At 31.0% G+C, this 23,512-nt stretch carries 19 protein-coding genes; 11 read left to right on the top strand and 8 right to left on the bottom strand.

Annotated features, from left to right (window positions below):
- Positions 1 to 18: 18 nt before the first annotated feature.
- Both V9L05_RS10345 and V9L05_RS10340 read left to right on the top strand, forming a co-directional pair.
- Positions 19 to 2,148: a cytochrome c gene (locus tag V9L05_RS10345; protein WP_338811794.1), complete on the top strand. Its 2,130-nt coding sequence runs from the start codon at positions 19 to 21 to the stop codon at positions 2,146 to 2,148.
- Positions 2,149 to 2,265: 117 nt separating this feature from the next.
- A complete protein-coding gene (locus V9L05_RS10340) occupies positions 2,266 to 2,421 on the top strand; it encodes a hypothetical protein (protein WP_338793321.1) in 156 nt (51 codons plus the stop codon).
- A 27-nt stretch (positions 2,422 to 2,448) separates the two neighbouring features.
- Here the strand turns inward: V9L05_RS10340 and V9L05_RS10335 are convergent, their stop codons facing one another.
- Together V9L05_RS10335 and V9L05_RS10330 are read right to left on the bottom strand one after the other, a co-directional pair.
- Positions 2,449 to 3,021, bottom strand: coding sequence for an HAD-IIIA family hydrolase (locus V9L05_RS10335; RefSeq protein ID WP_338793322.1), 573 nt, complete (start codon positions 3,019 to 3,021; stop codon positions 2,449 to 2,451).
- A 257-nt stretch (positions 3,022 to 3,278) separates the two neighbouring features.
- Positions 3,279 to 4,304, bottom strand: coding sequence for a pyridoxal-phosphate dependent enzyme (locus tag V9L05_RS10330; protein WP_338811792.1), 1,026 nt, complete (start codon positions 4,302 to 4,304; stop codon positions 3,279 to 3,281).
- A gap of 139 nt (positions 4,305 to 4,443) precedes the next feature.
- Here V9L05_RS10330 and V9L05_RS10325 point away from each other — a divergent pair, with 139 nt between their 5' ends.
- On the top strand, positions 4,444 to 4,860 hold the full coding sequence (locus V9L05_RS10325; protein WP_338811790.1) for an OsmC family protein: 417 nt from the start codon (positions 4,444 to 4,446) through the stop codon (positions 4,858 to 4,860).
- Between the two features lie 7 nt (positions 4,861 to 4,867).
- Positions 4,868 to 7,603: a tetratricopeptide repeat protein gene (locus tag V9L05_RS10320; protein ID WP_338815404.1), complete on the top strand. Its 2,736-nt coding sequence runs from the start codon at positions 4,868 to 4,870 to the stop codon at positions 7,601 to 7,603.
- A gap of 10 nt (positions 7,604 to 7,613) precedes the next feature.
- Here the strand turns inward: V9L05_RS10320 and V9L05_RS10315 are convergent, their stop codons facing one another.
- From V9L05_RS10315 to V9L05_RS10300, 4 genes are all read right to left on the bottom strand, one after another.
- Positions 7,614 to 8,231, bottom strand: a complete 618-nt coding sequence (locus tag V9L05_RS10315; RefSeq protein ID WP_338815403.1) for a hypothetical protein — start codon at positions 8,229 to 8,231, stop codon at positions 7,614 to 7,616.
- Between the two features lie 27 nt (positions 8,232 to 8,258).
- Positions 8,259 to 9,056, bottom strand: a complete 798-nt coding sequence (lpxA, locus tag V9L05_RS10310; RefSeq protein ID WP_338793327.1) for an acyl-ACP--UDP-N-acetylglucosamine O-acyltransferase — start codon at positions 9,054 to 9,056, stop codon at positions 8,259 to 8,261.
- A 348-nt stretch (positions 9,057 to 9,404) separates the two neighbouring features.
- Positions 9,405 to 10,190 (bottom strand): sulfite exporter TauE/SafE family protein, encoded by a 786-nt coding sequence (locus V9L05_RS10305; protein WP_338815402.1) that lies wholly within the window; start codon positions 10,188 to 10,190, stop codon positions 9,405 to 9,407.
- A 122-nt stretch (positions 10,191 to 10,312) separates the two neighbouring features.
- Entirely contained in the window at positions 10,313 to 11,122 is an 810-nt protein-coding gene (locus V9L05_RS10300; RefSeq protein WP_338815401.1) for an exonuclease domain-containing protein, read from the bottom strand.
- 401 nt (positions 11,123 to 11,523) lie between these two features.
- On the opposite strand from V9L05_RS10300, the gene V9L05_RS10295 reads away from it, so the two are divergent.
- The 3 genes from V9L05_RS10295 to V9L05_RS10285 all read left to right on the top strand — a co-directional run bounded on the left by V9L05_RS10295 (position 11,524) and on the right by V9L05_RS10285 (position 15,660).
- Entirely contained in the window at positions 11,524 to 13,944 is a 2,421-nt protein-coding gene (locus V9L05_RS10295; protein WP_338793331.1) for a BamA/TamA family outer membrane protein, read from the top strand.
- A gap of 35 nt (positions 13,945 to 13,979) precedes the next feature.
- Positions 13,980 to 14,294: a hypothetical protein gene (locus V9L05_RS10290; protein WP_338793332.1), complete on the top strand. Its 315-nt coding sequence runs from the start codon at positions 13,980 to 13,982 to the stop codon at positions 14,292 to 14,294.
- A 112-nt stretch (positions 14,295 to 14,406) separates the two neighbouring features.
- Complete coding sequence (locus V9L05_RS10285) at positions 14,407 to 15,660, top strand: ABC transporter permease (RefSeq protein ID WP_338815400.1); 1,254 nt, start codon at positions 14,407 to 14,409, stop codon at positions 15,658 to 15,660.
- Between the two features lie 35 nt (positions 15,661 to 15,695).
- Here the strand turns inward: V9L05_RS10285 and V9L05_RS10280 are convergent, their stop codons facing one another.
- Together V9L05_RS10280 and V9L05_RS10275 are read right to left on the bottom strand one after the other, a co-directional pair.
- Positions 15,696 to 16,397, bottom strand: coding sequence for an SMI1/KNR4 family protein (locus V9L05_RS10280; RefSeq protein ID WP_338815399.1), 702 nt, complete (start codon positions 16,395 to 16,397; stop codon positions 15,696 to 15,698).
- A 105-nt stretch (positions 16,398 to 16,502) separates the two neighbouring features.
- The gene (locus V9L05_RS10275; protein ID WP_338815398.1) at positions 16,503 to 19,208 is read right to left on the bottom strand and encodes a 7TM diverse intracellular signaling domain-containing protein; all 2,706 of its coding nucleotides are present in this window, start codon (positions 19,206 to 19,208) and stop codon (positions 16,503 to 16,505) included.
- Between the two features lie 534 nt (positions 19,209 to 19,742).
- On the opposite strand from V9L05_RS10275, the gene V9L05_RS10270 reads away from it, so the two are divergent.
- From V9L05_RS10270 to V9L05_RS10255, 4 genes are all read left to right on the top strand, one after another.
- Positions 19,743 to 20,936, top strand: coding sequence for an ISL3 family transposase (locus tag V9L05_RS10270; protein WP_338812543.1), 1,194 nt, complete (start codon positions 19,743 to 19,745; stop codon positions 20,934 to 20,936).
- Between the two features lie 94 nt (positions 20,937 to 21,030).
- Positions 21,031 to 21,486, top strand: coding sequence for a DUF1569 domain-containing protein (locus tag V9L05_RS10265; protein WP_338815397.1), 456 nt, complete (start codon positions 21,031 to 21,033; stop codon positions 21,484 to 21,486).
- Positions 21,487 to 21,523: 37 nt separating this feature from the next.
- Positions 21,524 to 22,072: an HD domain-containing protein gene (locus V9L05_RS10260; RefSeq protein WP_338793337.1), complete on the top strand. Its 549-nt coding sequence runs from the start codon at positions 21,524 to 21,526 to the stop codon at positions 22,070 to 22,072.
- A gap of 63 nt (positions 22,073 to 22,135) precedes the next feature.
- Complete coding sequence (locus V9L05_RS10255) at positions 22,136 to 23,107, top strand: hypothetical protein (protein WP_338815396.1); 972 nt, start codon at positions 22,136 to 22,138, stop codon at positions 23,105 to 23,107.
- Positions 23,108 to 23,512 lie beyond the last annotated feature (405 nt).

Here is a 23,512-nt window from a genome sequence, read left to right as displayed (position 1 = left end):
TCAACTTACTTTCAAGCCATGAAAAAATTACTTTCTGTTTTTATTGTTGTCTTTGTGTTTTGCTTTACTTCCTGTTCAGATTTGGAAAATACTCAAAATAACAGGATTGCAAATATGTCAGCCGAAGAACTGGCTTATAACTTTCCACATCTTTTTGATTCGCCTCCTCCACAGGAATTTGTCATTGATACAGAACAAGATACAGTCATTTTCGGAAAATCTGGAACTTTGCTCGCCATTGAAGCAGGGACTTTTACAGATGAAAACGGAAAGCCGTTGAAGGGAAACCTTACGCTCAATCTCAAAGAAGCTCTATCCCTTTCTGACATGCTAGAAAACAAACTCACTACACAAACGCAACACGGACAAATTTTGCAAAGTGGTGGAATGTTTGAGTTTACAGCCAAATCGGATAAAAAAGGAAAGATAAATATCTCAAAACCGATTCATGCCGAAATTCCAACGCAAAAAAAGATTGGCGATATGTCGGTTTATGAAGGAATACAAGTAAGCGAAGATGCGCCTGTTCAATGGAAAAAAGAAAAAGAATTAGAAAACTGGCTTACAGAAATTCCATTAGACAGACTTGATTTTTTTCCTAAGAATGAAGGTAGTTTTGAGAAAGATGGAAAGCGAACTATTATTATTCCTGCTGATAAAATTAGAACATTAGAAACCTATTATTTAGGTGACAGTATTCGTGTTATTGATATAAATGAAGAAAATTCTAGTAGCTTTTTAGAACAGAATAAAAAAAATCCTAATCAAAAAAATCAATCTGAAAGTATTTTTCGTTTTGTGCAAGATGACGAAGAAAAAGGTAAACCCACTATTTGTGGCATTTCAAAATACATTTTAGAAGGACTTTCAGACAAGAAGTTTCAGGGAACTTTTATTTCTACTTACGAATTTGAAAAACGTTTGAAAGTGATGAATGAATGTTGTGGAAATGATTTGATAGCAATTTATCTCAAAAATTTAGATAAAAATTTATGGGAATCAGATAAATTAGCAGCCGAATATCTTACCAAAAACAAAAAATGTAGAGCTTATATCTTTGAGGAATTTGCAGCCGAAAAAGCAACTAAAGTAAAACCAAAAGGCAAAGTAAACCGAGCTTTGCAAAAACACATTGACAAACTTTTTAAGAATAAAGAAAAGGCTTGGTCAAAATTTGAAAAAGACTTTGACAAGTGGGATAAAAAAAGAGAAGAATTACAAACTGAAGTAGTCGACAAACTAGAAAATGAAAAACGTTTTTCAGAGCGTTTGAATTATTCTTTTGATTTGAATAGACTGGGTTGGACAAATATTGATATGTTGATGAAACTTGAAAATCAAATTCCAGTAGCTTTTGAGGTAAAAGTGAAAGGTTTAGAACTCAAAGAAGCAGGAAGAGTATTTTTAATTTTTCCAAATGAAAAAACCATTATTGATTTAAGCCGAAACGAAAAAGGTCATTTTTATGGAAAACAAGGCAATGAAAATGTCATTTATCTACCAAAAGGAGTAGATATAATTTTGAAAGCAGTTACAGAAAAAAACAAACAGCTTTACACAGGAGAAATTGATTTAGCTATCAAAAGTAAAATCAGAGAAACCATAAAAGTAGTAGAAATAACAGATAAAAAAGTAGCTGACAGAATGAAAGAATTTGAACAAGAAATAAGAACTGTACAAACAATTTCTAATCCTATACTTACAGCTATTCCTTTCAATAGGAATCCAATTATTACACGCAAAGATTTTTCAGCCAAAAAATTTGAACAAGCCTTAGAAAATCATTACAAAAGCAAACCTGTTTTAGATGATTACAAAGAATGTTGTCAAGCAATGGATTTAGTAAGAGGAAAACAGATTTTTGAAAATGATTGTAAGCAATGCCACGCTATTCATAAAAAAGTAGTAGGACCTGCTTTGAAAGGTTCAGAATCTCGTTGGGGAAGTCGTGCTGCTACTATCAATTTTATTAAATATCCTGAAAAAACTATTACAGGAGGCAATGAATATGCAGCTCGCCTTTATAGAGAATATGGACAAATGATGCCAAATCATCATCATTTGAGCAATGAGGATATTGGTTGGGTTTTGGATTATATTGAAAAAGAATCAAGAAACTATTCGTATTCAGATTTTAAAGAAAAATAAAACTAAATCTATTCACAACACTTTTAAAATGTAGCATATTTGTAGCTTACTCTTTAGAGTGAGTCAAATGTACCAAATACTTTAGTGTTTGAATTAAACCAACTAAAAAATGCTATCATGAATAATTTGGATATGAATGATGAAGAATTCGAAAAAGAATTAATCAGAAGAGATGAGCGAAATAGTTTTTATATTAAGTTCATTCTTTTTGGAGTGAGTGGAGGGTTTTTGTTAGGAATTATCCTCTTTATTTTGGTTATGATTACCTCTTGAAATAGAAGTTTTTCAAAAAAACGTGTTTTATTTTGTAAGATGAATCAAATAGGGAACAGCTTCAATGAGTGAAGTAGTTTCAAAATCAATCAAAGCTTTATTTTTTACACGCTCAAAGCTATTTTTTTCATTGATAAAACACGTTTTCATTCCTGCATTTCTACCAAACTGCATATCAGAAATGCTATCTCCAACAATAACAGAACGCTTAAAACTTATCTTACAAAAATCTTCTTTTGCATCAATAGCCATTCCAATAGCTGGTTTTCGACGTGGAGAGTTGGTTTTAGAAAGGTCTGGACAAAAATAAACTTTATCAATCTGTGGTAATTTTTCCAACAAATAACTATGAATAAGTTCCAAATCTTTTTCACTCATTAGTTGCTTTCCAATTCCTTGTTGATTGGTTACAACTACAATAGTTTCGAAATGTTGAGTCAGAATTTCTAAGGCTTCTTTTGCATGTTTGAGAATATCAAATTCTTCTAAGTTTTTGACATAATCATCTTCTAATTTACGATTTAGAACACCATCTCTATCCAAAAACAGTGTCCAATTATTTGCCTTATTTTTTTTGTTCTTTTGTTCTTTGGTATTCATCTGATTAGGATTGTTTTTAGTGGAAGGTTAAAAAATTCAGACTACTAAAATTGCTAAAAAATCTCTAAAAAAGCTAATTTCGAATGTAAAATCTAAAATAATTTTTGGGTAGATTTGAAAAATAAATAGAAATTGTAAAATAAACACGAACCTTTGTGTGTTTTTTACGTTATCATTATTATAATTACCAAATTTACTTAAAAACGTTATGAAAACTAAAAGTTTTATAGCGTTTTTTTATGTCTATTGATTTCTTACTAAAAAACTCCTCCTGTATGAATCAAAACGATTGTACTGCCTTCCTCAAAAAAATTAGTTTCAGCTAAATTATAGATTGCAAAAAAGGCTTTCCCTGTATAAATAGGCTCAATCTGAAAATCATTTTTCTGATTAAAATCTGTAATAAAATTCATCAATCGCTCTGATTTTTTTGCATATCCACCTTCATGAAAATTAGTTTCCAAAATGAGATTTTCTAGTGTATTTTTTGTTTTAGTAGACTCATCATTATAAAAATCATTTAATAGTTTTTCTATATCATCTTTTAAAAATTCACCTCCTTTTAGTGCAGAAACAGCCAAAACTTTAGTTTTTGTCTTATTTTCAATTTCTTGTATGCCATTCAAAACTCCTGCTGCTGTTCCTCCTGTTCCGATAGCTAAAGCAAAATAATCTATCTTGTTATTTAATAAACCTTTCTTCTGCCATTGTTGGTGTTTTAGCGAAGCGACACCAACAATATTATTTTTCAACAAATCAAAAGCAATTTTGGGAATATGACTTGTACCTTTTATAGCAAGAGCATTTGAACCTCCTTCTGGAACTAAAAAAAAATCTCCAAATTGTGCTTTTAATTTTTCTATAAAAAAAACATTGTTTTTTTCTCTATATTCACTTCTTGAAATATAATGAAGTTGCATATTTTGCTCTTTACAAAAAGTAAGAACAGGATTTAGGTTTTGGTGCTCTTCTCCTCTAATTATTGCTATACTTTCTATTCCTAATGCTTTGGCAGCAAAAGCAGTAGCTCGCAAATGATTTGAATAAGCTCCCCCAAAAGTGAGTAATTTGTTTTTATTTTGTTTTTGGACTTCTGCTAAGTTATAATAAAGTTTATATAACTTATTTCCTCCAATATGTTTGTGTTCTGCATCTAATCGTAGTATTTTTACATTTATATTTTTCTGCTCAAACAATTCATTTTTCCAATCTGAAATAAAAACTGGAGAAAGAAAATCAGCAAATAATGAAGGAAATGAATTAGAAGAGAAATTAGTATTCAAAATAAAATGCAATTAGAGATGGATTAAAAAATAAGGCTAAAATTCGGCTAAAGTCATCTTTTTTGTCTATTTTTAATTATAAAAATACATCATTCATCTTGCTTAAAAAAACACAAGGTATCAAAATCAATTTAATTTTATGATAAAAGTAATCTATCAAGGCAATTTACGCACTCAAGCTACTCACATCAACTCTCAAAATCAGCTTATTACTGATGCTCCAAAGGATAATCACGGAAAAGGAGAGGCATTTTCTCCTACTGATTTGGTGTGTAGTTCGTTAGCTTCATGCCAGATGACAATGATGGGCATTTTGGCACAACGAGAAGGAATAAATTTGGAAGGATTAGAAGCCTATATAGAAAAGATAATGGTAGATAATCCTCGTAGAATTGGACGTATCAAAATTACTTATAATTGTCCAGAAACACTTTTGCTGACTGTTACAGAACATGAAAAATTGCATCGTGCAGCTATGACTTGTCCTGTTGGACTTAGTTTACATAACGATATCGTACAAGAAGTGGAATGGGAAACACTACACTTGAAGGCATAAATTATAGATGTATAGACTAACTCATTTTTCTATTTTATTGGTTATCAGTATTTCCATTATTTCCTTCGAAATAATGGCTCAATCTGATGTGTCTAAAATAATAAAGCAGAAACATGTTTCAGATAGTCTTTGGAAAATATACATAAATAGTGAAAAAGCAGAAGATACCACTCAAATAAATGCGCTTTTAGAGATTGCAAGCCATTATTCAAATATAAAAAATGATTCCATATTAGTTTTAACAGAATCAGCTATTCAACAATCAAAGGAAATATTATATTTTAAAGGAACAGCAAAAGCTCTTCGGATTATTGGTTTTTATCATCAAGGAAAAAACAATTATGATTCGGCTGTTCATTATTTTAAAACCTCTGCTGATATTTATCAAGATATTGGAGACTCAGTAGCATATTCTTTAGTTTTGAATAATTTAGCTGGCATTTATTATATACAGGGAAATTATTCAAGAGCATTAGAAAACCTATTGATTTCTTTGAGAATTCAACAATGTTATGAAGATAAGTTACAAATATCTCGTTCACTGAATAATATGGCATTGATTTATAAGAAAAATAATCAATACGAAAAATCTATTCAGATGCACAAACAGGCTATCATAATGAAAGAAAAACTAAATGATAGTTTAGGAATAGCAACAAGTTATTTGAATATTGGCTCAGTTTATCTAGAACAGACTGATTATCAAAAGGCAAATGTGTACTTTGAAAAAGGACTACCCATGGCTTTAAAAACTGATAATGATATACTTATTTGTCAGTATTATATCAATTTAGGAATGAGCTTAATTAAAACAGATTCTTTAAAAAATAATACAAACAAATACAAAATACTGCTATACTTTGATAAGGCAGAAATTATAGCCCAAAAAATTAAGGATAAACATCTTTTGTTTTACATCAGCTTCGGAAGGGGACAGTACTTTCTGTATGATAAAAACTATATTAAAGCTGTTGCATTTGCTGAAAATGCTCTACAATTGGCACAAGAAACAGGATTAAGAAAGAATATTGCAGAAATCTATAGGCTTCTTGCCACAATTTATCAACTTAAAAACAAATTCGAATTATCTGCTCATTATTTAGGTAAATATATCAACTTAGATGATTCTTTGAAAAAAGAAGAGAGTTTAAACGAAACCAAACGCCTACAAGCTGTCTTTGAGAGTGAAAGGCAAGAACAGGTTATTTCAGTTTTGAGAGAACAAAAAAAACTACAAGAGTCTGAAATCGAACGCAAAGAAATTTGGAATTATTCGTTGGCTAGTGGTACTGTTCTTTTGCTCGTTATTGCTATTCTTGTCTTTATTCAGAAGAGAGATAGAGACAATCAAAATAAAGAAATACTAGAAAAGAGTACAGAGATAAGTCAACAAAAAGAAGAAATTACTCAGCAAAATAATCAACTCAAAGAAACATTTTCACGGCTTTCAATTTTGTCTGAAATTGGACGAAAAATAACAGCAACAATGGATGAAAATGCCCTCATTTCTATTATAAAAGAAAGTATAGAACATATTATGCCTGTGGATGGGTTTGGAATTGGTATTTATAATTCTCGTTCACAAGCTATCGAATATAACAATTTTATAGAAAAAGATCACATTTTACCTTTTCACATTGAATCTGCCACAGAAGGTACAAAAAGTCTTTCAGTACAGTCTTTTTTGGAAGATAAGGAAGTTTTTGTGGTTGATGTTAAAAAAGAATATTTCCAAAAAAACAAAACACATATTAGTCCTCTTATAGGAGAAGTTCCTCAGGCAGCATTTTTTATTCCTCTTCGAATTCGTGAACGTCCTATTGGTGTCATGACTATTCAGAGCTTTGAGAAAAACCCTTATACAGAAGATAATTTAGCTCTTTTGCGTAATCTTGCTACTTATGTATCAATTGCTGTTGCCAATGCAAATGCGTATAAACTTATCAGAGATAAAAATCAAAATATTTTAGATAGTATGCGTTATGCCAAAACCATACAAGGCGTTCTTACTCCAACTGAAAAAGCTATTTTGAATCAATTCTCAGATTATTGTTTGATTTATAGTCCAAAAGATATTGTTAGTGGTGATTTTTATTGGCTTACAAAAGTAAATGGTTATACATTTATTGCTGTTGTAGACTGTACTGGACACGGAATACCTGGGGCATTTATGTCTATGATTGGCAATATGCTTTTAGACGAACTTATCAATCAAGAAAAACACATGCAGCCTTCCAAAATTTTGAAATTGATGCATGAGAGAATACGAAAACTATTAAAACAAGATGCAAAATCAAAGAACAGCTCAAAAATAAATAAGGATGGCATGGATATGATTTTGTGTAGAATAGAAAGGCGTACTTCGGCTCTTTACGAAGTAGCTTATGCTGGAGCAAAACGTCCTCTTTGGTATTCAGAACCTTCACATACAAAAATTCAAGAAATAGGAGCAACACGAAGTTCGATAGGAGGAAAACAACGAGAAGAAAAACGACTTTTTGAAGAAAATATTATTCAACTTCCTATAGGCTCTTCCTTATACCTTACTACTGATGGATTTGCAGACCAAAATTCGCCACAAGCTGAACGTATTGGAAGTTATAATTTAAAATTATTTCTAAATACTATTTTAGATAAAAATATGGCAACACAACAAGATTTATTAATTGATTTTCTAGAAGCACATAAGAAAGATGCTGACCAGCGTGATGATATTACGTTTTGGGGAGTTAAATTAGACTAGTGTTTCAATATTAATGTTGTATCTCCATTGTAAGAAGAAAGCCTACAAACAAAAACAGCATAATAGCCGTAATTAGCCAATAATACCTTCTGTTTTTGATAACAATTCCTCCGAAAGCAAGCAGGGCAGCTCCTCCTTTTATATAGTTTTTGAGATGAAAAAATTCATATTCTTGAAAAATTACAGAATTAATAATCATTGCTGTAAATAGTAATCCATATAGAAAACAGATAATAGGAGCTTGTTTTTGAAAATAACGTTCTAAGTCAAATATATCTTTTTCATACCTTGTTTCATTGATTTTTGGAAATAAAAACACACAAACCAAATATAGAATCAGAGGCAAAACAAGAGAATAATAATAATAGAAAATATTAATGCCAATAAATTCATTGTTTGTCCAAGTTCCCCACCAAATCAAGATAGAAACCAAGAAAGTAAGAAAAGACCAAATGACAGGAATAAAATCAAAACGAATTTGGGAGCGATAACGCATAAAATTTCCCCAACCCATAAAAAATTCGGCTACAATAAAACCAAAAATAATAGCATTAAAGACAGCCAAATATTCAATTCTAGAAAAGCCATTTATTTCGGAAGAAAGCGTATTTTGTAGAAAAAAAAACATTAAATTAGAAATTTGAGTGGTAACTAATTATATTCCGATACTATCATCTTCATTTCCACTTCTAATAATTCCTTTTTTTGCATTTCGGATAAATTCTACAATTTGATTTTTCTCTGTTGTTTGTGGTTCTATTTCTCCTATTTGTTTAAGAGCTTCTTGTGTATTTAATCCTGCTGAATAAATGAGACGGTATATTTCTCTAAGTTCGGCAGTTTTTCCAGCATTAAAACCACGTCGTCGTAAGCCTACAATATTGATTCCTGCATAAGAAAGAGGTTCACGCCCTGCACGAATATAAGGAGGAACATCTTTTCTGACCAACGAACCACCTGCAATCATGGCATGTGCGCCAATTTTGACAAACTGTAAAACAGCACTTGTACCTCCAATAATTGCATATTCTTCTACTTCTACATGTCCTGCCAGTTGCACTCCATTTACCAAAACACAATAATCTCCAACAATACAATCGTGAGCAATATGCACGTAAGCCATTACCAATACATTATTACCAACTGTTGTTTGCATCTTATCATCTGTTCCTTTATTGATAGTTGCAAATTCTCTAATTGTAGTGTTATCTCCAATTATAGTTAATGTTTTTTCACCTTTATATTTTAGGTCTTGTGGATCTCCTGAAATAACAGCCCCTGGATAAATTTTACAGTTTTTACCTATCCTTGCACCATCCATTATTACTACATTTGCAGCTATCCATGTCCCTTCTCCTATTTCTACATCGCCATAAATAGTTGCAAAAGGTTCAATAATTACATTTTCTGCAATTTTAGCATCTGGGTGTATATTGGTGTTTGGATATTTCATGTGTTAGGCTGTTGTTGAGTGAGTGCAGTAAGTAATTGAGATGTAGTGTAGCTTTTAATTTTAGAGTTTAGGATTTTTTTCTAAAAACTGCTCAAATTTTATTGCAGAATTAGAGCAAAGTTAAGTCATTATAAACAATTTAACTAAAAAAATAAAAGGCAGACAAAACAATAAACGCAAATTTACAAATTTGTTTAGTTACTTAGAACAATTACGAATTAAAAAATAAAAATTATAGATGTGTTATATTCCTAACAAGTTATTGGCACTTTGTTTTTTATCGCTTTTTCTTGAAATTTTAAAAAAATTGGATGCAAAAAAAACGAATCAGAGTAAAAGCAATAATTTTTAACTCAAAAAATCATAGATTCCCAAGAAGCGCACAATAGCAATAAGAATAATTCCTATCAAAATTGCTTGTATCCAATAATTAGCCTTTGGATGTCCGATTGCAAACTTAGCTGCCCACATAGCACCAATCATTTGAGCAACGGAAAGGGTAAGACCAGCAATCCATTCTATTTGACCACTCCAAATAAAGATAGCAAAAGCAGGAATATTGAGAAGAAGAGTAAGCAAAAGTTTAATAGCATTTGCATTAGTAAGCTCATAACTTGTTGCTGACATCAAAACGACGAGCATAATCACACCTACGCCAGCTTGAATAAAACCTCCATAGAAACCAACAGCTAAAAAAATGAGTATTAGCCAAGGTAAAGCTAATTCTTTACGATTTTTGTCTTCTTCTATCCATTTTTTTGGATTGTTTAAAACTAAGAAAAGCATAAAAACCATTACACCACCAATCACACGACTCAACCAAATTTCATTTGACTTTCCTACTTCAACGGCTGCATAAGCTCCTAAAACAGAACCTAAAATAGTAGGAATTGCAATTTTCCAAACACCTTTAAAATTTGTCTTTCCACTTTTTAGAAAAGTACGAAGACCTACCAAAACTTGGAAAGTTACACCTACTCGGTTTGTTCCATTTGCCATTCCGACAGGTAAGCCAGCAGCCACAGAAAGTGCTGTAATTGTCAGAATTGAGCCATTTCCTGCCAAAGTATTAATTATTCCTGCTAAAAACCCAGCAGCTAACAATACCAAATAAACCTCAATTGTGTATTCCATGTTCTTCGAAAATTACGAACTGAAAATCAAAAACAAAGCAGTTTTTGAATATAGAATTTAGCTGTGTGAGCTATCAACAAAATATCTTCTTGTACTAATAGTTAATCACTAAAAACTAATCCCTACTTATTAAGCATACTCATTTTTAATTTGATTCTTGTAAGTTCTTGTTTGGTATTTAGGGGGAAATCATTTTTCATAATCCAATCATAATAGGAAGATTCTTTTGTCAGAACATCTTCAATTTTTTTGTCTTTATGTTTTCCAAAAGCAAAAACAGCTTCATTTTTATCATTATAAACCATTCTTCCAGCCAAATCGATACGATTTGAGAAACTTAATTGATGTAAAGCTTCCATATCATTTTTGACAGGAATAGTAACATTGCCAAAAGTATCTTTGTGTTCCATGTTTTCATACCTTTTTACTTGTTCTTCCAAAATTCCAACACAAGCCAAAGTATCAACTTCTGCGCTATGCGCTCCTTCTAATTCTAGGTTACAGTAAAACTTATAGGCTGCCGAAAGTGTACGAGGTTCCATCATGTGATAGATTCTTTGCAAATCGACAAGTTTACGATTCGAAATATCAAAATCTACTCCTGCTCTCAAAAATTCTTCTACAAGCATAGGGACATCAAAACGCATAATATTAAAACCTGCCAAATCACAACCTTTCAAAATACCTGCAAATGTTTTTGCCATTTGTTTGAAAGTAGGAGCATCTTTTATATCTTCATCACTAATTCCATGTATTTTGGTAGTAATATCTGGAATTGGAATAGTTGGGTTTATTTTATGTGTATGAACTTGTTTTTCGCCATTAGGCATCAGTTTTACAATAGAAATTTCTACAATACGGTCTTTTATAGTGTCGATGCCTGTTGCTTCTAAGTCAAAGAAAGCTAAAGGGTTTTTGAGATTAAGATTCATAATTAGTTATACTACTAGTGTTTTGAAATAATTTAGACAACACACAAACTATTTATTGGTATAGCTTTATCAGTATTTGGGAATGCTACAATGAAATACTACAAGTAATTATTATAATAGTTTAGATGTCATCCTTTTGCGAAAAAGTCCTTTTGGACAAAAGTAACAAATTATTATCAAGTCTTTTTATAATAGAATAATATTTATATTATAAGTGTACCAAAACAAAGATTGATAATATACTTTTCTAGGCTAATTTAGGAAATAGCTTTGTGCTGAATTCAATTTACTCATTTTTACTTTTTCATCTAAAAAACAAAATCTATAAATTTAAGTTGAAGTATAAACAAATCTTATTTTGTTATTCCTTCATTTTTATAGTTTAATATTTATTTTACAAAATGCGAAACATTTTTTCCCTTTTCGTACCTCATTTTTCTTTACAATTTTTCGTTATTTCTTTTTTTCTACTTGTCCCTTTCATAATGAGTGGTTGTACAGGTATGAGCAGAATCACAAAAGAAAATCCTTTATATACAGGAAGTGAAATAAAATGGGAGAAGAAGGAAGGTAAAATTCCTGAACAAGACCGTGTAGAAGCTGAAGTAGAAGAAGTTTTAGCACCAGAGCCAAATACAAAATTTTTGTGGATGCGTCCTCAATTGGCTTTTTATAATACTTTTTATACTGAAAAAGAAAAAGGTTTTAATCATTGGGTAATGACCAAAATTGGCAAACCTCCAGTTTTAGTAAAAGATGTAAATGAAGAGCGTGTACGTCAGCTTGTTTTGAATAGGCTTCTAGCAAATGGACATTTTCAAGCAGAAACAGAAGCTAAAATCGAACAGAAGGGAAAAAAAGCAGAAATAATTTATACAGCAACTGTTTATCAACCTTATAGATTGGATTCTATAAATTTTCCTGAAGAGCCTGAACCACTTGGGAATGTCTTGAATAATGCTACTAAAGAAACACTCCTAAAAAAAGGAGATCCTTACAATTTTGCTCTTTTAGAACAAGAAAGAAGTAGGTTAAATGACTATGCAAAAGAAAAAGGCTATTTTTACTTTAGTGATAAATTTATAATTTATAAAGTAGATTCAACAGTCGGAGATCGTCAGATGAATATCTACATGCAAGTCAAAAAGCAAATGCCTGATATTGCTAGAAAACCTTACCGAATCCGTAATGTATTTTTATTTCCTAATTATAAAATGGGAATGGATAGCATTAAGAATGCTGCAAAGCTACAAAGAATGGGACGTTTGGAAGGAGATTCTACTTTTTATTGTATGATGGATGGTTGCACTTTCCGTCCTGAAATATTAGCTCGTTCGATTTATTTAGACCCAGATACACTTTATTCTGCTCAAAGACATGAACAAACTTTAAAACGTTTGATGGGTTTGGGAGCTTTGAAGTTTGCAGACATTCGATACAAACCTGTTGATTCTTTGGGAAATGAAGGGTATTTAGATGCTTATATTCAAATGGTTCCTTCAAAAAGAAAATCATTGAGAGCAGAATTGAATTTAGTTTCGAAATCCAATAATTTTGCTGGACCTGGTCTAAACATTAGTTATCGTAATAAAAATGCTTTTCGTGGAGCAGAGCTTTTAGTAGTTCGTTTAGATGGACGTTTCGAAACACAAATAAGTGGACGTAATTCAAATCAAAATGTAGAGCAGCCTAATCAACAAAACGGACTTTATTCCTATGAAATTGGTGCAGGTGTCGAAATTTATATTCCTCGCTTCGTTAGTCCTATCAAATTACCTCGTTTGGCTCAAAAGTTTGTTCCAAGAACAGTCTATCAAGGAGATGTTAGGCTACTAAGTAGAGTAAATTACTTTAAACTTCTTTCTGGAACAGCTCAATTTGGTTATGATTGGCAAGAAACAGCTACTAAAAGACACCGTTTTAATCCTATTTCTATAAACTATGTTCGCTTGATGGACACAACAAGCCTCTTTAATGAAGCCATTGGAGATAATCCACTTTTACAACGAAGTTTTCAAAATCAATTTATTTTTGGTGGAAACTATTCATTTACTTATCAAAGTGCTTCCAAAGTAGATGAAAATGCTAGAAAAAATAAAAATCATATCTTCTTTAATGGAAATATTGATGTAGGAGGTAATTTAATACACAGCATTCAAAGTATTTTTGAATCTAAAAAAGCTACAGGAGCAGAGCCTTATACTATTTTGAGTGAGCCTTATGCACAATATGCTCGTGCAGATATAGATTTTAGATATTACTTAAATTTTAATGAAGAAACGCATCATAAAATAGCAACTCGTTTTATTGCAGGTGTAGGAATTCCTTATGGAAATGCTGATGTATTGCCTTACACCAAACAGTTTTTTGCAGGAGGAGCAAATAGTATTCGTGCTTTTCAGGCTCGTTCTATTGGACCAGGTTCATATATTTCGAAAGATAGTACGAGTGGACTTTTTTATGACCAAACAGGTGATATGCGCTTAGAAGCAAATATTGAATATCGTTTTCCAATTTATAGTGTTTTCAAAGGTGCTATTTTTGCAGATGCTGGAAATGTTTGGTTAGTCAAAGAAGACCCCAATCGTGAAGGAGGATTATTTAAGAAAAAAAATATTATCAATGATATTGCTGTGGGAGTAGGTGCAGGACTTCGCATTGATGTTACTTTTTTTGTTCTTCGTTTTGATGTTGCTTTTCCTCTTAGCAAACCTTGGCTTCCTGAAAATGAACGTTGGGTCAGACGACAAGTACAAGTTAGAGATAAAGAATGGCGAAGAGATAATTTAGTCTTGAATATTGCTATTGGTTATCCTTTTTAGGTATTTAAACTATTCTTACAGAAAAATATTAGTATATGAACCTTTCAAACTCTTCTTCAACTCAAAAATTTAATGATTATCTGTCAGATTCACTCTCAGAAAAAGAAAAAATTGCTTTTGAAGAAAAATTAGAAAAAGACAAAGAATTAGCTGATTCTTTCGAAAAACACAAACAGATTTTGGAAGGAATGACAAGTGCTAGGCGTGCTTATTTTCAGCTTTACAGAGATATTGAAGGAGAACAACCTTACTCAAAACCTAATCAAAGAATTGCCCCTTGGTATGTTTGGGTTCTTATTGTTTTAGTTTTGGGAATGGCAGCTTGGGCAGTTTTTGAATTATTTTTATAAAGCTATACAAATAAGTAAAACTAAAATCCGTTAAAAAGATTGTAGTATTTTAATTTCAAATAAGACTTTTTTATATTGTGAGTGAATAAAAATTATAGCATATAAAAATACCATGAGATTAATAGATACTGACAAATGGAGCGAAATAATTGATACTCTTTTTAGACATAAACTTCGAACTTCTCTAACTGCTTTGGGAGTAGGCTGGGGCATTTTTATGCTTGTTTTGCTTTTAGGAGCAGGCAAAGGACTTCAAAATGGAGTAGAGTACAACTTTAGAGATGATGCTGTAAATAGTTTGTGGCTCTACGACGGACAAACTTCAATAGCCTATAAAGGAATGCCTGTAGGTCGTCAGATTCAATTCGAAAATCAAGACTATGATGCTTTAGAGAATATAGATGGAATAGAATATAAAACAGGAAGATTTTATTTGAGAGGAGATTTTATTACTCAATATAAAGATAAAAGCTCATCCTACAATACTCGTTGTGTCCATCCAGACCATAAATATCTTGAAAATACATTGATGGATAACGGTCGTTTTATTAATCAAACAGATTTGGATAAGAAACGAAAAGTTGTGGTTATTGGAAAGTTAGTAGCAGAGGAACTTTTTGAAACATTTAAAGAAAACCCACAAATTCCTATTGGCAAATGGATTATTATTGGAGATATACCTTTTCAAGTAGTAGGTGTTTTTTCTGATAATGGCAATGAACGAGAAATGCAATATATGTATTTGCCTATCACAACGGCACAATTGGCTTTTAATGGAAAAAATCGTATTAATCAACTTATGATGACAGTGGGTGATGCTTCTGTTGAGGAAGCAAATATCATTGCAAAGAATATTCAGAAAGACTTTGCTGCACGCCATAAATTCTCTCCTGATGATGATAGAGCTGTAAGAGTACGCAATACTGTTGAAGAATTTGAGAAGTTTCAGATGCTTTTTCTTTTTATTCGTGGTTTCGTTTGGACAGTTAGTTTAATGACTATTTTGGCTGGAATAATTGGAGTCAGTAATATTATGCTAATCATTGTAAAAGAACGTACAAAAGAAATTGGTGTTCGCAAAGCTCTTGGTGCAACACCTTATTCTATTGTTAGTCTGATTGTAAGTGAAGCAATTGTTATTACGTCTGTAGCTGGTTTTGTTGGTCTTACTTTAGGAGTAGGTGCAATTATGGGAATGAAAATTCTTGTAGGAGCTGGTGGAGATTTTTTTAGAAATCCTGAAGTAGATTTATATGTTGTCTTGGTTGCTATCGGATTACTTGTATTTTCAGGAGCTTTAGCTGGTTTTTTTCCTGCTTACAAGGCTGCCAAAATTGCACCTATTGTAGCATTAAGAGCTGATTAAGTTACTAGTTGTAATTAAAATACAGAAAAATAGATTCAAATTTCTCTTTCTACTTCTATAATCTTACAGTTTTCTAAAAATTCTGAAAAACTATTTCCTACCTTGACAAAGTAAGCACTCTTTATTTGGTCTATAATTATCTGACCTTCTATGGTTTCTTCATCTATTTCTTCATAACTAGTGATATTGTACTGTTTAAAAATAGTCTCAATTCTGTCATTGTAAAAATCTCCATGAAAATTTGCAGGATGGTCACACAGTCCGTAATTATAATAAACTGACCCATATTCTTTTTTATCTAATGATATACATAGCATATCAGCACAATCTGGATGACTACATTTTGCAATAGACATCATATTATTTGGTAGAATATCAAAGTCAAGTTTTGAATGTTCATTAGAAGCTACTAATTCAGCCATTTCCCAATCCTCAACTTCATTCTCATCCATATCATCTTCTAACCAAACTACAAAAAAGGCAACTAAACAAGGTCTCACAGGCTTATTATTATCTTTTGCCCACCTTAAAGGAGTTTCAAAAACCACCTCTTTTTGATGTTGAGTAATTTCTGTATCCTCTATATAACCTGGCAAAACATAGCCTCCATTATTTTTTAATAAGAATGATTTGTAATCATCAGGAATGGAATTATAACCAAACTCCTGACTTAGTATAGTATTTAATTTAGAGATTAAATTTTCTGTCAAAGATGGAAAAGAATGTACTAACTTCATGAAGTAAAAGTAATTAAATAGGATTTATTCTTTTTAATTATAGACATATACAATAGAAAAATAAGTTATTTTTCCCTAAAGATTTCAAATTTAAAATCCATATTTCTACAAACGTATTCCTAAAAGGGTAATATCATCTCTTTGTTCAACATACTGTTGATGTCTTGATAATTCTTCTGTCAAAAACTCGCCTTGTTTTTCCATTGGTTGAGCACTTATTTGTTCTAACCAAGTGAGTAATTGCATAGTACCTATTTTCTTTTGACGTGGCGAAGATTGGTCAACATACCCATCAGTTGTAAGGTAAAGAGTATCTCCTTCGTTGAGCCAAATTTCTTCTTGTTCGAAGGGTTTATCATTTCTTCCTCTTCCACCAATAGTTTTTCGTGTACCTTTGAGTTGATGTAAAGCACCTTCACTAACATAATAAAGAGGACGTTTTGCACCTGCAAAAACTACTTTATATCTGTTTATTTCTTCCAAATGCTCAATAGAACACAGACAGACATCCATTCCATCATCATTATGATAAATATCTTGCTTTAATGCTTTTTTGATACCAATATGAAGATTATCCAAAATTTCTGATGGCTCTTGTGTTTTAGAAAGAATTTGATTGAGTTGCATAGTTCCAATCAGTGACATAAATGCCCCAGGAACACCATGTCCTGTACAATCAATAACAGCAATAAACTTTTTGTTTTCGTATTCTTCTATCCAAAAGAAATCTCCTGAAACAAAATCTTTAGGTTTATAAAGTAAAAAATGCTCTTTAAAAACACGCTTGAAACGACGTTCTCCAGGCAAAATTACACTTTGAATATCTCTTGCGTAGCGTAATGAATCTGTAATTTGTAGGTTCTTTCTATCAATTTCATCTTTAGCTAATTGAATAGTTTGATAGGCATCATAATTTGAAAGGGCAATCGTAATATAAGCAGCCAAACTTTCCAAAATACGATAATGATTACGAGAATAGGCATTTTTGAGTGGACTTTGTACTGTAATTACACCCAAGAGTTTTTCTTCTTGAATCAAAGGATAATAAATGATAGAATTTCGTTCTTCTACCAAAACACCACGAGCTTTTTCTTCTAAATACTGTGAGTATTCCTCATCAAAATCAGTAATAAAGACAGGTTTTTTATTTCTAGCACACCATGTAGAAAGTCTATCGTCATTAATAGGTGCTTCTCTATAAGGAACCATAACTCCATCTTTGTAGAAATGACTAAAGCCTATCATTTCTCGTTCGGCATCATAAGTTCCAATACCAAAAACGGTAGCATCCATCATTTCATCAACGTGTTTATAAACTGTATTTATAATCACTCCAATATCTAATGAAGCTGTAATATCTCTTCCAATATCACTCAAAAGATTAATATCCTGATAGGCTTTTCTAAGTTCGCCTTGTTGTCCTTTTAGATTTTCGTTTGCTTTTTCAATTTGTTCTTTTTGTCTTGTAACCTCTTCTTGTTGTGTAACGAGTTCCATATTTATCTTGGTAATTTCTCGTGTACGCTCTGCCACTTCTTTTTCTAATTTTGTTTTTTGTTCTTCTATAAGAACTCTATTTTCATCGTTTCGACGCTCTATTTCTGTACGTAGATAATTTACTCGGTCAGCTAGTCCTAAAGAAACAAACAAACCTAAAAGAATATCAGCTACCTGTGAAGCATGCATAGAAAAATAACTTCTAGGAATCAACTCCAATTGTGCTAAAGCAAATATCAAAATCCCTCCAAAATATACAATATTAGCAGCTAATAAGAATGAAGCAGGACGGTGTTTGAACTTGATAACAATACCAATATTGACAACTAAAGCAATACTTATAGTAAACACAAGCAAGAATACCATCCACTGCATTTTATGTAAATCTATAAAAGTAAGTGCAAATATGACTAAACAGAGACCTGCTATACCAATAAAAAATTTATCCCAAAAAGGAGCTACTTTTTTTAGATTTAGAAAACTTCTGAAAAATAATGTGTAGAAAAACCAAAGCAGAGCTGTAACAGGAACTGTCAATAACCAGTTGAGAGTAGGGTCATTAGGGATAAAAAATTCTATCAAATACTCTTCAAAAATCATGTTAAGTGTGGCTGCCATAAACAACAGTCCCACATAATATAAATAACGTTTGTCATTGAATAGAAAAGAAACAAACAAACTATTAAGAGCCAAAAGAACCATTGCTCCCAAATAAAATCCTTGGTAATAACGACGTTCTTTAGATAATTCGATAGAACGAGCCAAATCCTCTATGGTGAGATGTTCTAATGTATTGAGAAGTCCTTTATTTTGCTTAGCAAATGCCGTACGGTGTTCTACACGAATGAAAAATGTTTTAGATTCAAATCTATCTAAAGTAATCACAAAACAAGCTGAACGGTCAATTTTGATATTTCTACTGGTGTGAGGGAAAATAATTCCGTCTTCACTTCTTATATAGCTAATTCCGTTTGTAGTGGGTGTATAAAGATAAGCTACTTCTGCATCTTTTGCTTTTAGGAGGTACAATTTACGAGAAGAAAATGTGTTTTTTAGGGTAAAACGAACCCAATAAATATCTGTTTCATCATCATAAATAGGTTTTACATCTTTATAAAGCCTAAAGTCTTTTACTTTATCAGTTCTGCTTACATCGTCTATTGTATATGTTCCTTCTGTATCTGGCAAAACAAATACGTTTTCTCCTAAAGAATAAACTTTAGTAGAATCATTCAAATCAAAAGTTTGTGCTTGAAGAGAAAAATGGAATGAAAAACTTCCTAAGAAAAATAATACCAAGCAAAAAATCTTCAAAATCGAATTGTTTTTGAAGTTAAAATTGAATGAAGAATGATTTTTTATAAAAAAACGAATTGGCAAAATGAATGTATTTAGCCTTAAAAATAATATTTGTAACAAAATAAAAAACACAATTTGTTTTATAAATAATTGTCAATGATAAATTATTATATTACAATTTGATGAAGTGTTTAATGCTTTTTTTAGTTTTCTTTTACTGTAAATCTAGCCAAAAGATACTAACTTTTTTGATTTATTGCCAAACTTATTTTCAAGTTTAGTTCTCTTATCAAATTGCAGAAAACTCTTTTTCTGATTGAATAATTTAAATTTAAGGAAAAATTAGACCATTTGCTACTATATTTCTTTGTTTAATTCTCTATTTCTACCAATCATTAATTTATTTCTATGAATAAAATTTTGAATTATTTTGATAGGATGATATTATGCTCTCAATATTAGCATACCAAGCATTTTGGAAGAGTTTTAAAAAAAATAATGGTTGTCTGACAATTTTTGTGGAAACACAAAAAGTATTTATATTTAGCAATGGAAAATTTAGAATTATATGAACACTTACTCAATTTGTCTTCTGTAAAAGTAGAAGCTGTTGAATTGACAAAAGACAAAGTTACTATTTCTTGTAAATTATCAACGAGTTCTTGTATTTGTCCTACTTGTGGTCAAGTTAGTTCTCAAGTTCATCAGAGTTATAAACGCATTGTTCGTGATTTAAATTTAATTTCAAGAGAGGTTTATTTATCCATAAAAATACGTCAATTTTACTGTAAAACCTGTACTAGTTATTTTACTGAGTCACTTGATTTTGCAGATGCGAATAAATCTCATACTCATCGTCAAGAAGATTTTATGTTTATGGTGGCTCGGAAACAAAGCTATTCAGAAAGTGCAGTCATTTTAAATGTTCATCCTAAAACGGTTGAGCGTACAGTTTTGTCTCTTTGTAAAGAACGAGTTGATTTAGCCCAACGTTATGCTCAAGTAAAACGTTTAGGAATTGATGAACAAAGCCATAGAAAAGGTAAGAAAGATTATCTATGTGTTTTAACAGATTTAGATAGAGGAACACTAGTAGATATACTAAAAAGTCGCAAAAAAGAAGATTTGATTGCTCATTTTGAGTCGTTAGGTAGTTCCTTCTGTGAGCAAATTACAGATGTTTCTTGTGATTATTGGAGAGGTTATATTAGTGTAGCTCAACACTGTTTTCCTAGTGCAACTATCGTTTTAGATAGATTTCATGTGACTAACTTACTCAATAGTTGTGTTGATAAATTTCGTAAACTGCTCAGAAAGTCAGAAACTGATAACCTAAATTATCGCCGTTTAAAGTGGATTTTATATAAACAATATCATAACTTATCAGACAAGGAATTAATTAACTTACAACTTTGTTTTGAAGATTGTCCCTTGTTAAAAGAAGTCTATTGGAAAAGAGAACAGTTTCATCATATTCTTGATAATAACCAAAAAATAGAAATAGTACTACAAAAAATAGAGGAATGGGTAGGAAGTATGAATGAGGAGCTGAAAAACATCTTTAAATCGTTTACAAATACTTTAAATAGTACAATGGAATATGTAGCCAATTATGTCAAAAATTCATTATCAAATGCTGTAACAGAGGGATTAAATAATCTAATTAGAAGTATAAGAAGAGTCGCATTCGGAATGCCTAACTTTGAGCATCTAAGATGGAGAGCATTAGCTATTTCAAACTAAAACACAAAAATTGTCAGACAACCAAAATAATAAGTATATTGTCTTTATTTTTAGCAAAAACATAAGTATAACCTATCTATAAAAAATAGAAACAATGAAGAATATTTTTGAAAAAACTGTTGTTGAGCAGACTATCAAGCGTATAGAAAAACTATCTCCAGAGACTCAACCTCTTTGGGGAAAAATGAGTGTAGAAAAAATGCTTGCTCATTGTAACGTAACTTATGAAATGATTTATGAGCAGGAAAAACACCCAAAACCAAATGCTTTTATGAAATTTATTCTCAAAACTTTTGTTAAGAGCCAAGTAACAGGAGAAAAACCATACAGTAGAAATGGACAGACAGCACCTCAATTTATCATAAAAGATGAACGAGTTTTTGAAGCAGAGAAAAAACGCCTAATAGACTATATCACAAAAACACAAGAACTAGGTCAAGAGTATTTTAATAATAAAGAATCTCACTCTTTTGGAAAACTATCTAAAACAGAATGGAATAATATGTTTTATAAACACCTTGATCATCACTTATCACAATTTAATGTCTAATTTTCTTTAATAAAATACTATAAACCAATAATAATTTATGAATACGACTGATTTGTATAGAAATGCCTTATATTTTGCTTGTAAGGCACATAATGAACAAAAAATGCCTGCTTCCGAATTACCTTATTTTCTTCATATCACAGAAGTAATGACCGAAACATTGCTTGCTTTTCAAGAAAAAGAAACGAATGATAAAAATCTAAATCAACAATTAGGTGTTTTGGTTGCTATTCTCCACGATACTGTTGAAGATACTTTAGTTACATTAGAAGAAATAGAAAGTCAGTTTGGTGAAGAAGTAAAAAACGGAGTTTGGGCAATGACAAAAGATGAAAAATTACCAAAAGAAGAGCAAATGAATGATAGCTTAGAAAAACTTTTGAAACAGCCAATAGAAGTTCAGTTTGTAAAACTAGCTGACCGAATAGTAAATCTTAAAGAACCTCCTCATTATTGGAACATAGAAAAAAGGATAAAATATCAAGAAGAAGCTAAACTTATTTTAGAAAAACTAGGAGATGCAAGCCTTTATTTAGCCAAAAGATTGCAAGAAAAAATAGAAAATTATGAACAGTATTTTGTTTAATAAAAAAACATTTCTCTACTTTTGTTTCTATCTTCAATTCTCTCAATTTTTTATTAAAAAACAATGAAACATATTCTATCATTCAATTCAAAATTTCTTTCAATCTGTCTTTTGTTTTTTTCTTTTACTCTGCAAGCTCAAGATTACACTTTCAAACCAGCGTGGAAAGTAGGAACAGAGAAGAAAATAATACGCACTACTATACAAAAGAAATATGAAGCTGATAGCCTAGTAGAAAGTTCTGAATTAGTAGAAACAGATTTTCTGAAAGTAATTGAGGAAACAAATGAAAATTATATGTTAGAAATCTTTAAGGAGAATTTAGCGATAATAGCAGCAAAAGAGTTTGATGAGAAAATAGAAGAGAAGTTACCAAACTATAAGCATACAAGGTTTCGTTACGAGCTAAATAAAAGCACAGGTGAATACAAGCTCTTGAACTGGCAAGAAGCTAAAAAATCGATAGATGAGAGTTTTGTAGAACTAGAAAAATTGTTTGAAGGAACAGATAATGAAGGAATGACTTCTCTTATTTCTCTTATCGTTACCCCTAATTTTATGAGTGAAGAAGTGGCTATTGAGTATATGAAAACTCAGATTGATTTTCTATTTATTCCATTTTCTGAAACATCATTTAGCTTAAATGATACTATTTCTATAACTCAATCAGATACAAGCCCTTTCAATCCTATGCAAAAACTTTCTGTTAAAAATTTTCTAGCGTTAGAAAAAGTAGAGAACAACACAGCAATTTTCAAACAGAAAATGGAAATGGATATGTCAGAAATGATTGATATGGTAAAATCTATGATGCTATCTATGACAAAATCTATGGATATTAGTGAGGAAGCAAAAGCAGAAAAACTAAAAGAAATAGATGAAATAGAAATGACTATGAATCACGAACAGTTTATCATTTTTGATATAAAATCAAGCTGGGTAGAAAGCTCAGAAATGACAATGAAAGTTGGAGGTTTTGATCCTCAAAAAGGAAAAAGACTTGACATAACAAGTTATAAAATTACAGTAGAATAGTATTTACGTCTCCTAGATAAAATAAAAAAAGAAACCCTTTTTCTAAATTAAATAGAAAAAGGGTTTTTTTGACTACATAGAAACGCTAAAAATAGGAGTTTGAAAAAAATAGGCTTTCACCACAAACTTAACCTGCTGTTTCTATTCATTACTTGCTCACAATCAATAAAAAAAATTCTAAAAAAATAAAGTTTCTGCTAAAAATAATTTGCTTTGAAGTCCTTCCTCAACAAAACAAATGACAGTTACTTTGAGAACTTTTCTTTAACTGTGATTCGGTTTACTTATTTCAATCGGTTTGCCAATTCGGTTTTTAGTCAAAAAAAAAATTCACTCTTTCTGTTAGAAAACCCCCAAACAGCATTTATATAGCTCAAAAACAAGGTTTTTAGTTTAGTTCTAAGA

The sequence above is a fragment of the Bernardetia sp. Wsw4-3y2 genome, from assembly GCF_037126295.1.
In the GTDB taxonomy this organism is placed as follows: Bacteria; Bacteroidota; Bacteroidia; order Cytophagales; family Bernardetiaceae; genus Bernardetia.
This window is presented reverse-complemented; position numbering and strand designations above follow the sequence as displayed.

Bases quoted from the DNA above. Each gene is read 5' to 3' on its own strand.
- lpxA (WP_338793327.1), bottom strand. From the start codon at position 9,056: ATGAAATATCCAAACACCAATATACACCCAGATGCTAAAATTGCAGAA.
- V9L05_RS10305 (WP_338815402.1), bottom strand. From the start codon at position 10,190: ATGGAATACACAATTGAGGTTTATTTGGTATTGTTAGCTGCTGGGTTT.
- V9L05_RS10265 (WP_338815397.1), top strand. From the start codon at position 21,031: ATGAAGAATATTTTTGAAAAAACTGTTGTTGAGCAGACTATCAAGCGT.
- V9L05_RS10270 (WP_338812543.1), top strand. From the start codon at position 19,743: ATGGAAAATTTAGAATTATATGAACACTTACTCAATTTGTCTTCTGTA.
- V9L05_RS10345 (WP_338811794.1), top strand. From the start codon at position 19: ATGAAAAAATTACTTTCTGTTTTTATTGTTGTCTTTGTGTTTTGCTTT.
- V9L05_RS10340 (WP_338793321.1), top strand. From the start codon at position 2,266: ATGAATAATTTGGATATGAATGATGAAGAATTCGAAAAAGAATTAATC.
- V9L05_RS10290 (WP_338793332.1), top strand. From the start codon at position 13,980: ATGAACCTTTCAAACTCTTCTTCAACTCAAAAATTTAATGATTATCTG.
- V9L05_RS10285 (WP_338815400.1), top strand. From the start codon at position 14,407: ATGAGATTAATAGATACTGACAAATGGAGCGAAATAATTGATACTCTT.
- V9L05_RS10315 (WP_338815403.1), bottom strand. From the start codon at position 8,231: ATGTTTTTTTTTCTACAAAATACGCTTTCTTCCGAAATAAATGGCTTT.
- V9L05_RS10325 (WP_338811790.1), top strand. From the start codon at position 4,444: ATGATAAAAGTAATCTATCAAGGCAATTTACGCACTCAAGCTACTCAC.
- V9L05_RS10255 (WP_338815396.1), top strand. From the start codon at position 22,136: ATGAAACATATTCTATCATTCAATTCAAAATTTCTTTCAATCTGTCTT.
- V9L05_RS10320 (WP_338815404.1), top strand. From the start codon at position 4,868: ATGTATAGACTAACTCATTTTTCTATTTTATTGGTTATCAGTATTTCC.
- V9L05_RS10335 (WP_338793322.1), bottom strand. From the start codon at position 3,021: ATGAATACCAAAGAACAAAAGAACAAAAAAAATAAGGCAAATAATTGG.
- V9L05_RS10280 (WP_338815399.1), bottom strand. From the start codon at position 16,397: ATGAAGTTAGTACATTCTTTTCCATCTTTGACAGAAAATTTAATCTCT.
- V9L05_RS10295 (WP_338793331.1), top strand. From the start codon at position 11,524: ATGCGAAACATTTTTTCCCTTTTCGTACCTCATTTTTCTTTACAATTT.
- V9L05_RS10260 (WP_338793337.1), top strand. From the start codon at position 21,524: ATGAATACGACTGATTTGTATAGAAATGCCTTATATTTTGCTTGTAAG.
- V9L05_RS10300 (WP_338815401.1), bottom strand. From the start codon at position 11,122: ATGAATCTTAATCTCAAAAACCCTTTAGCTTTCTTTGACTTAGAAGCA.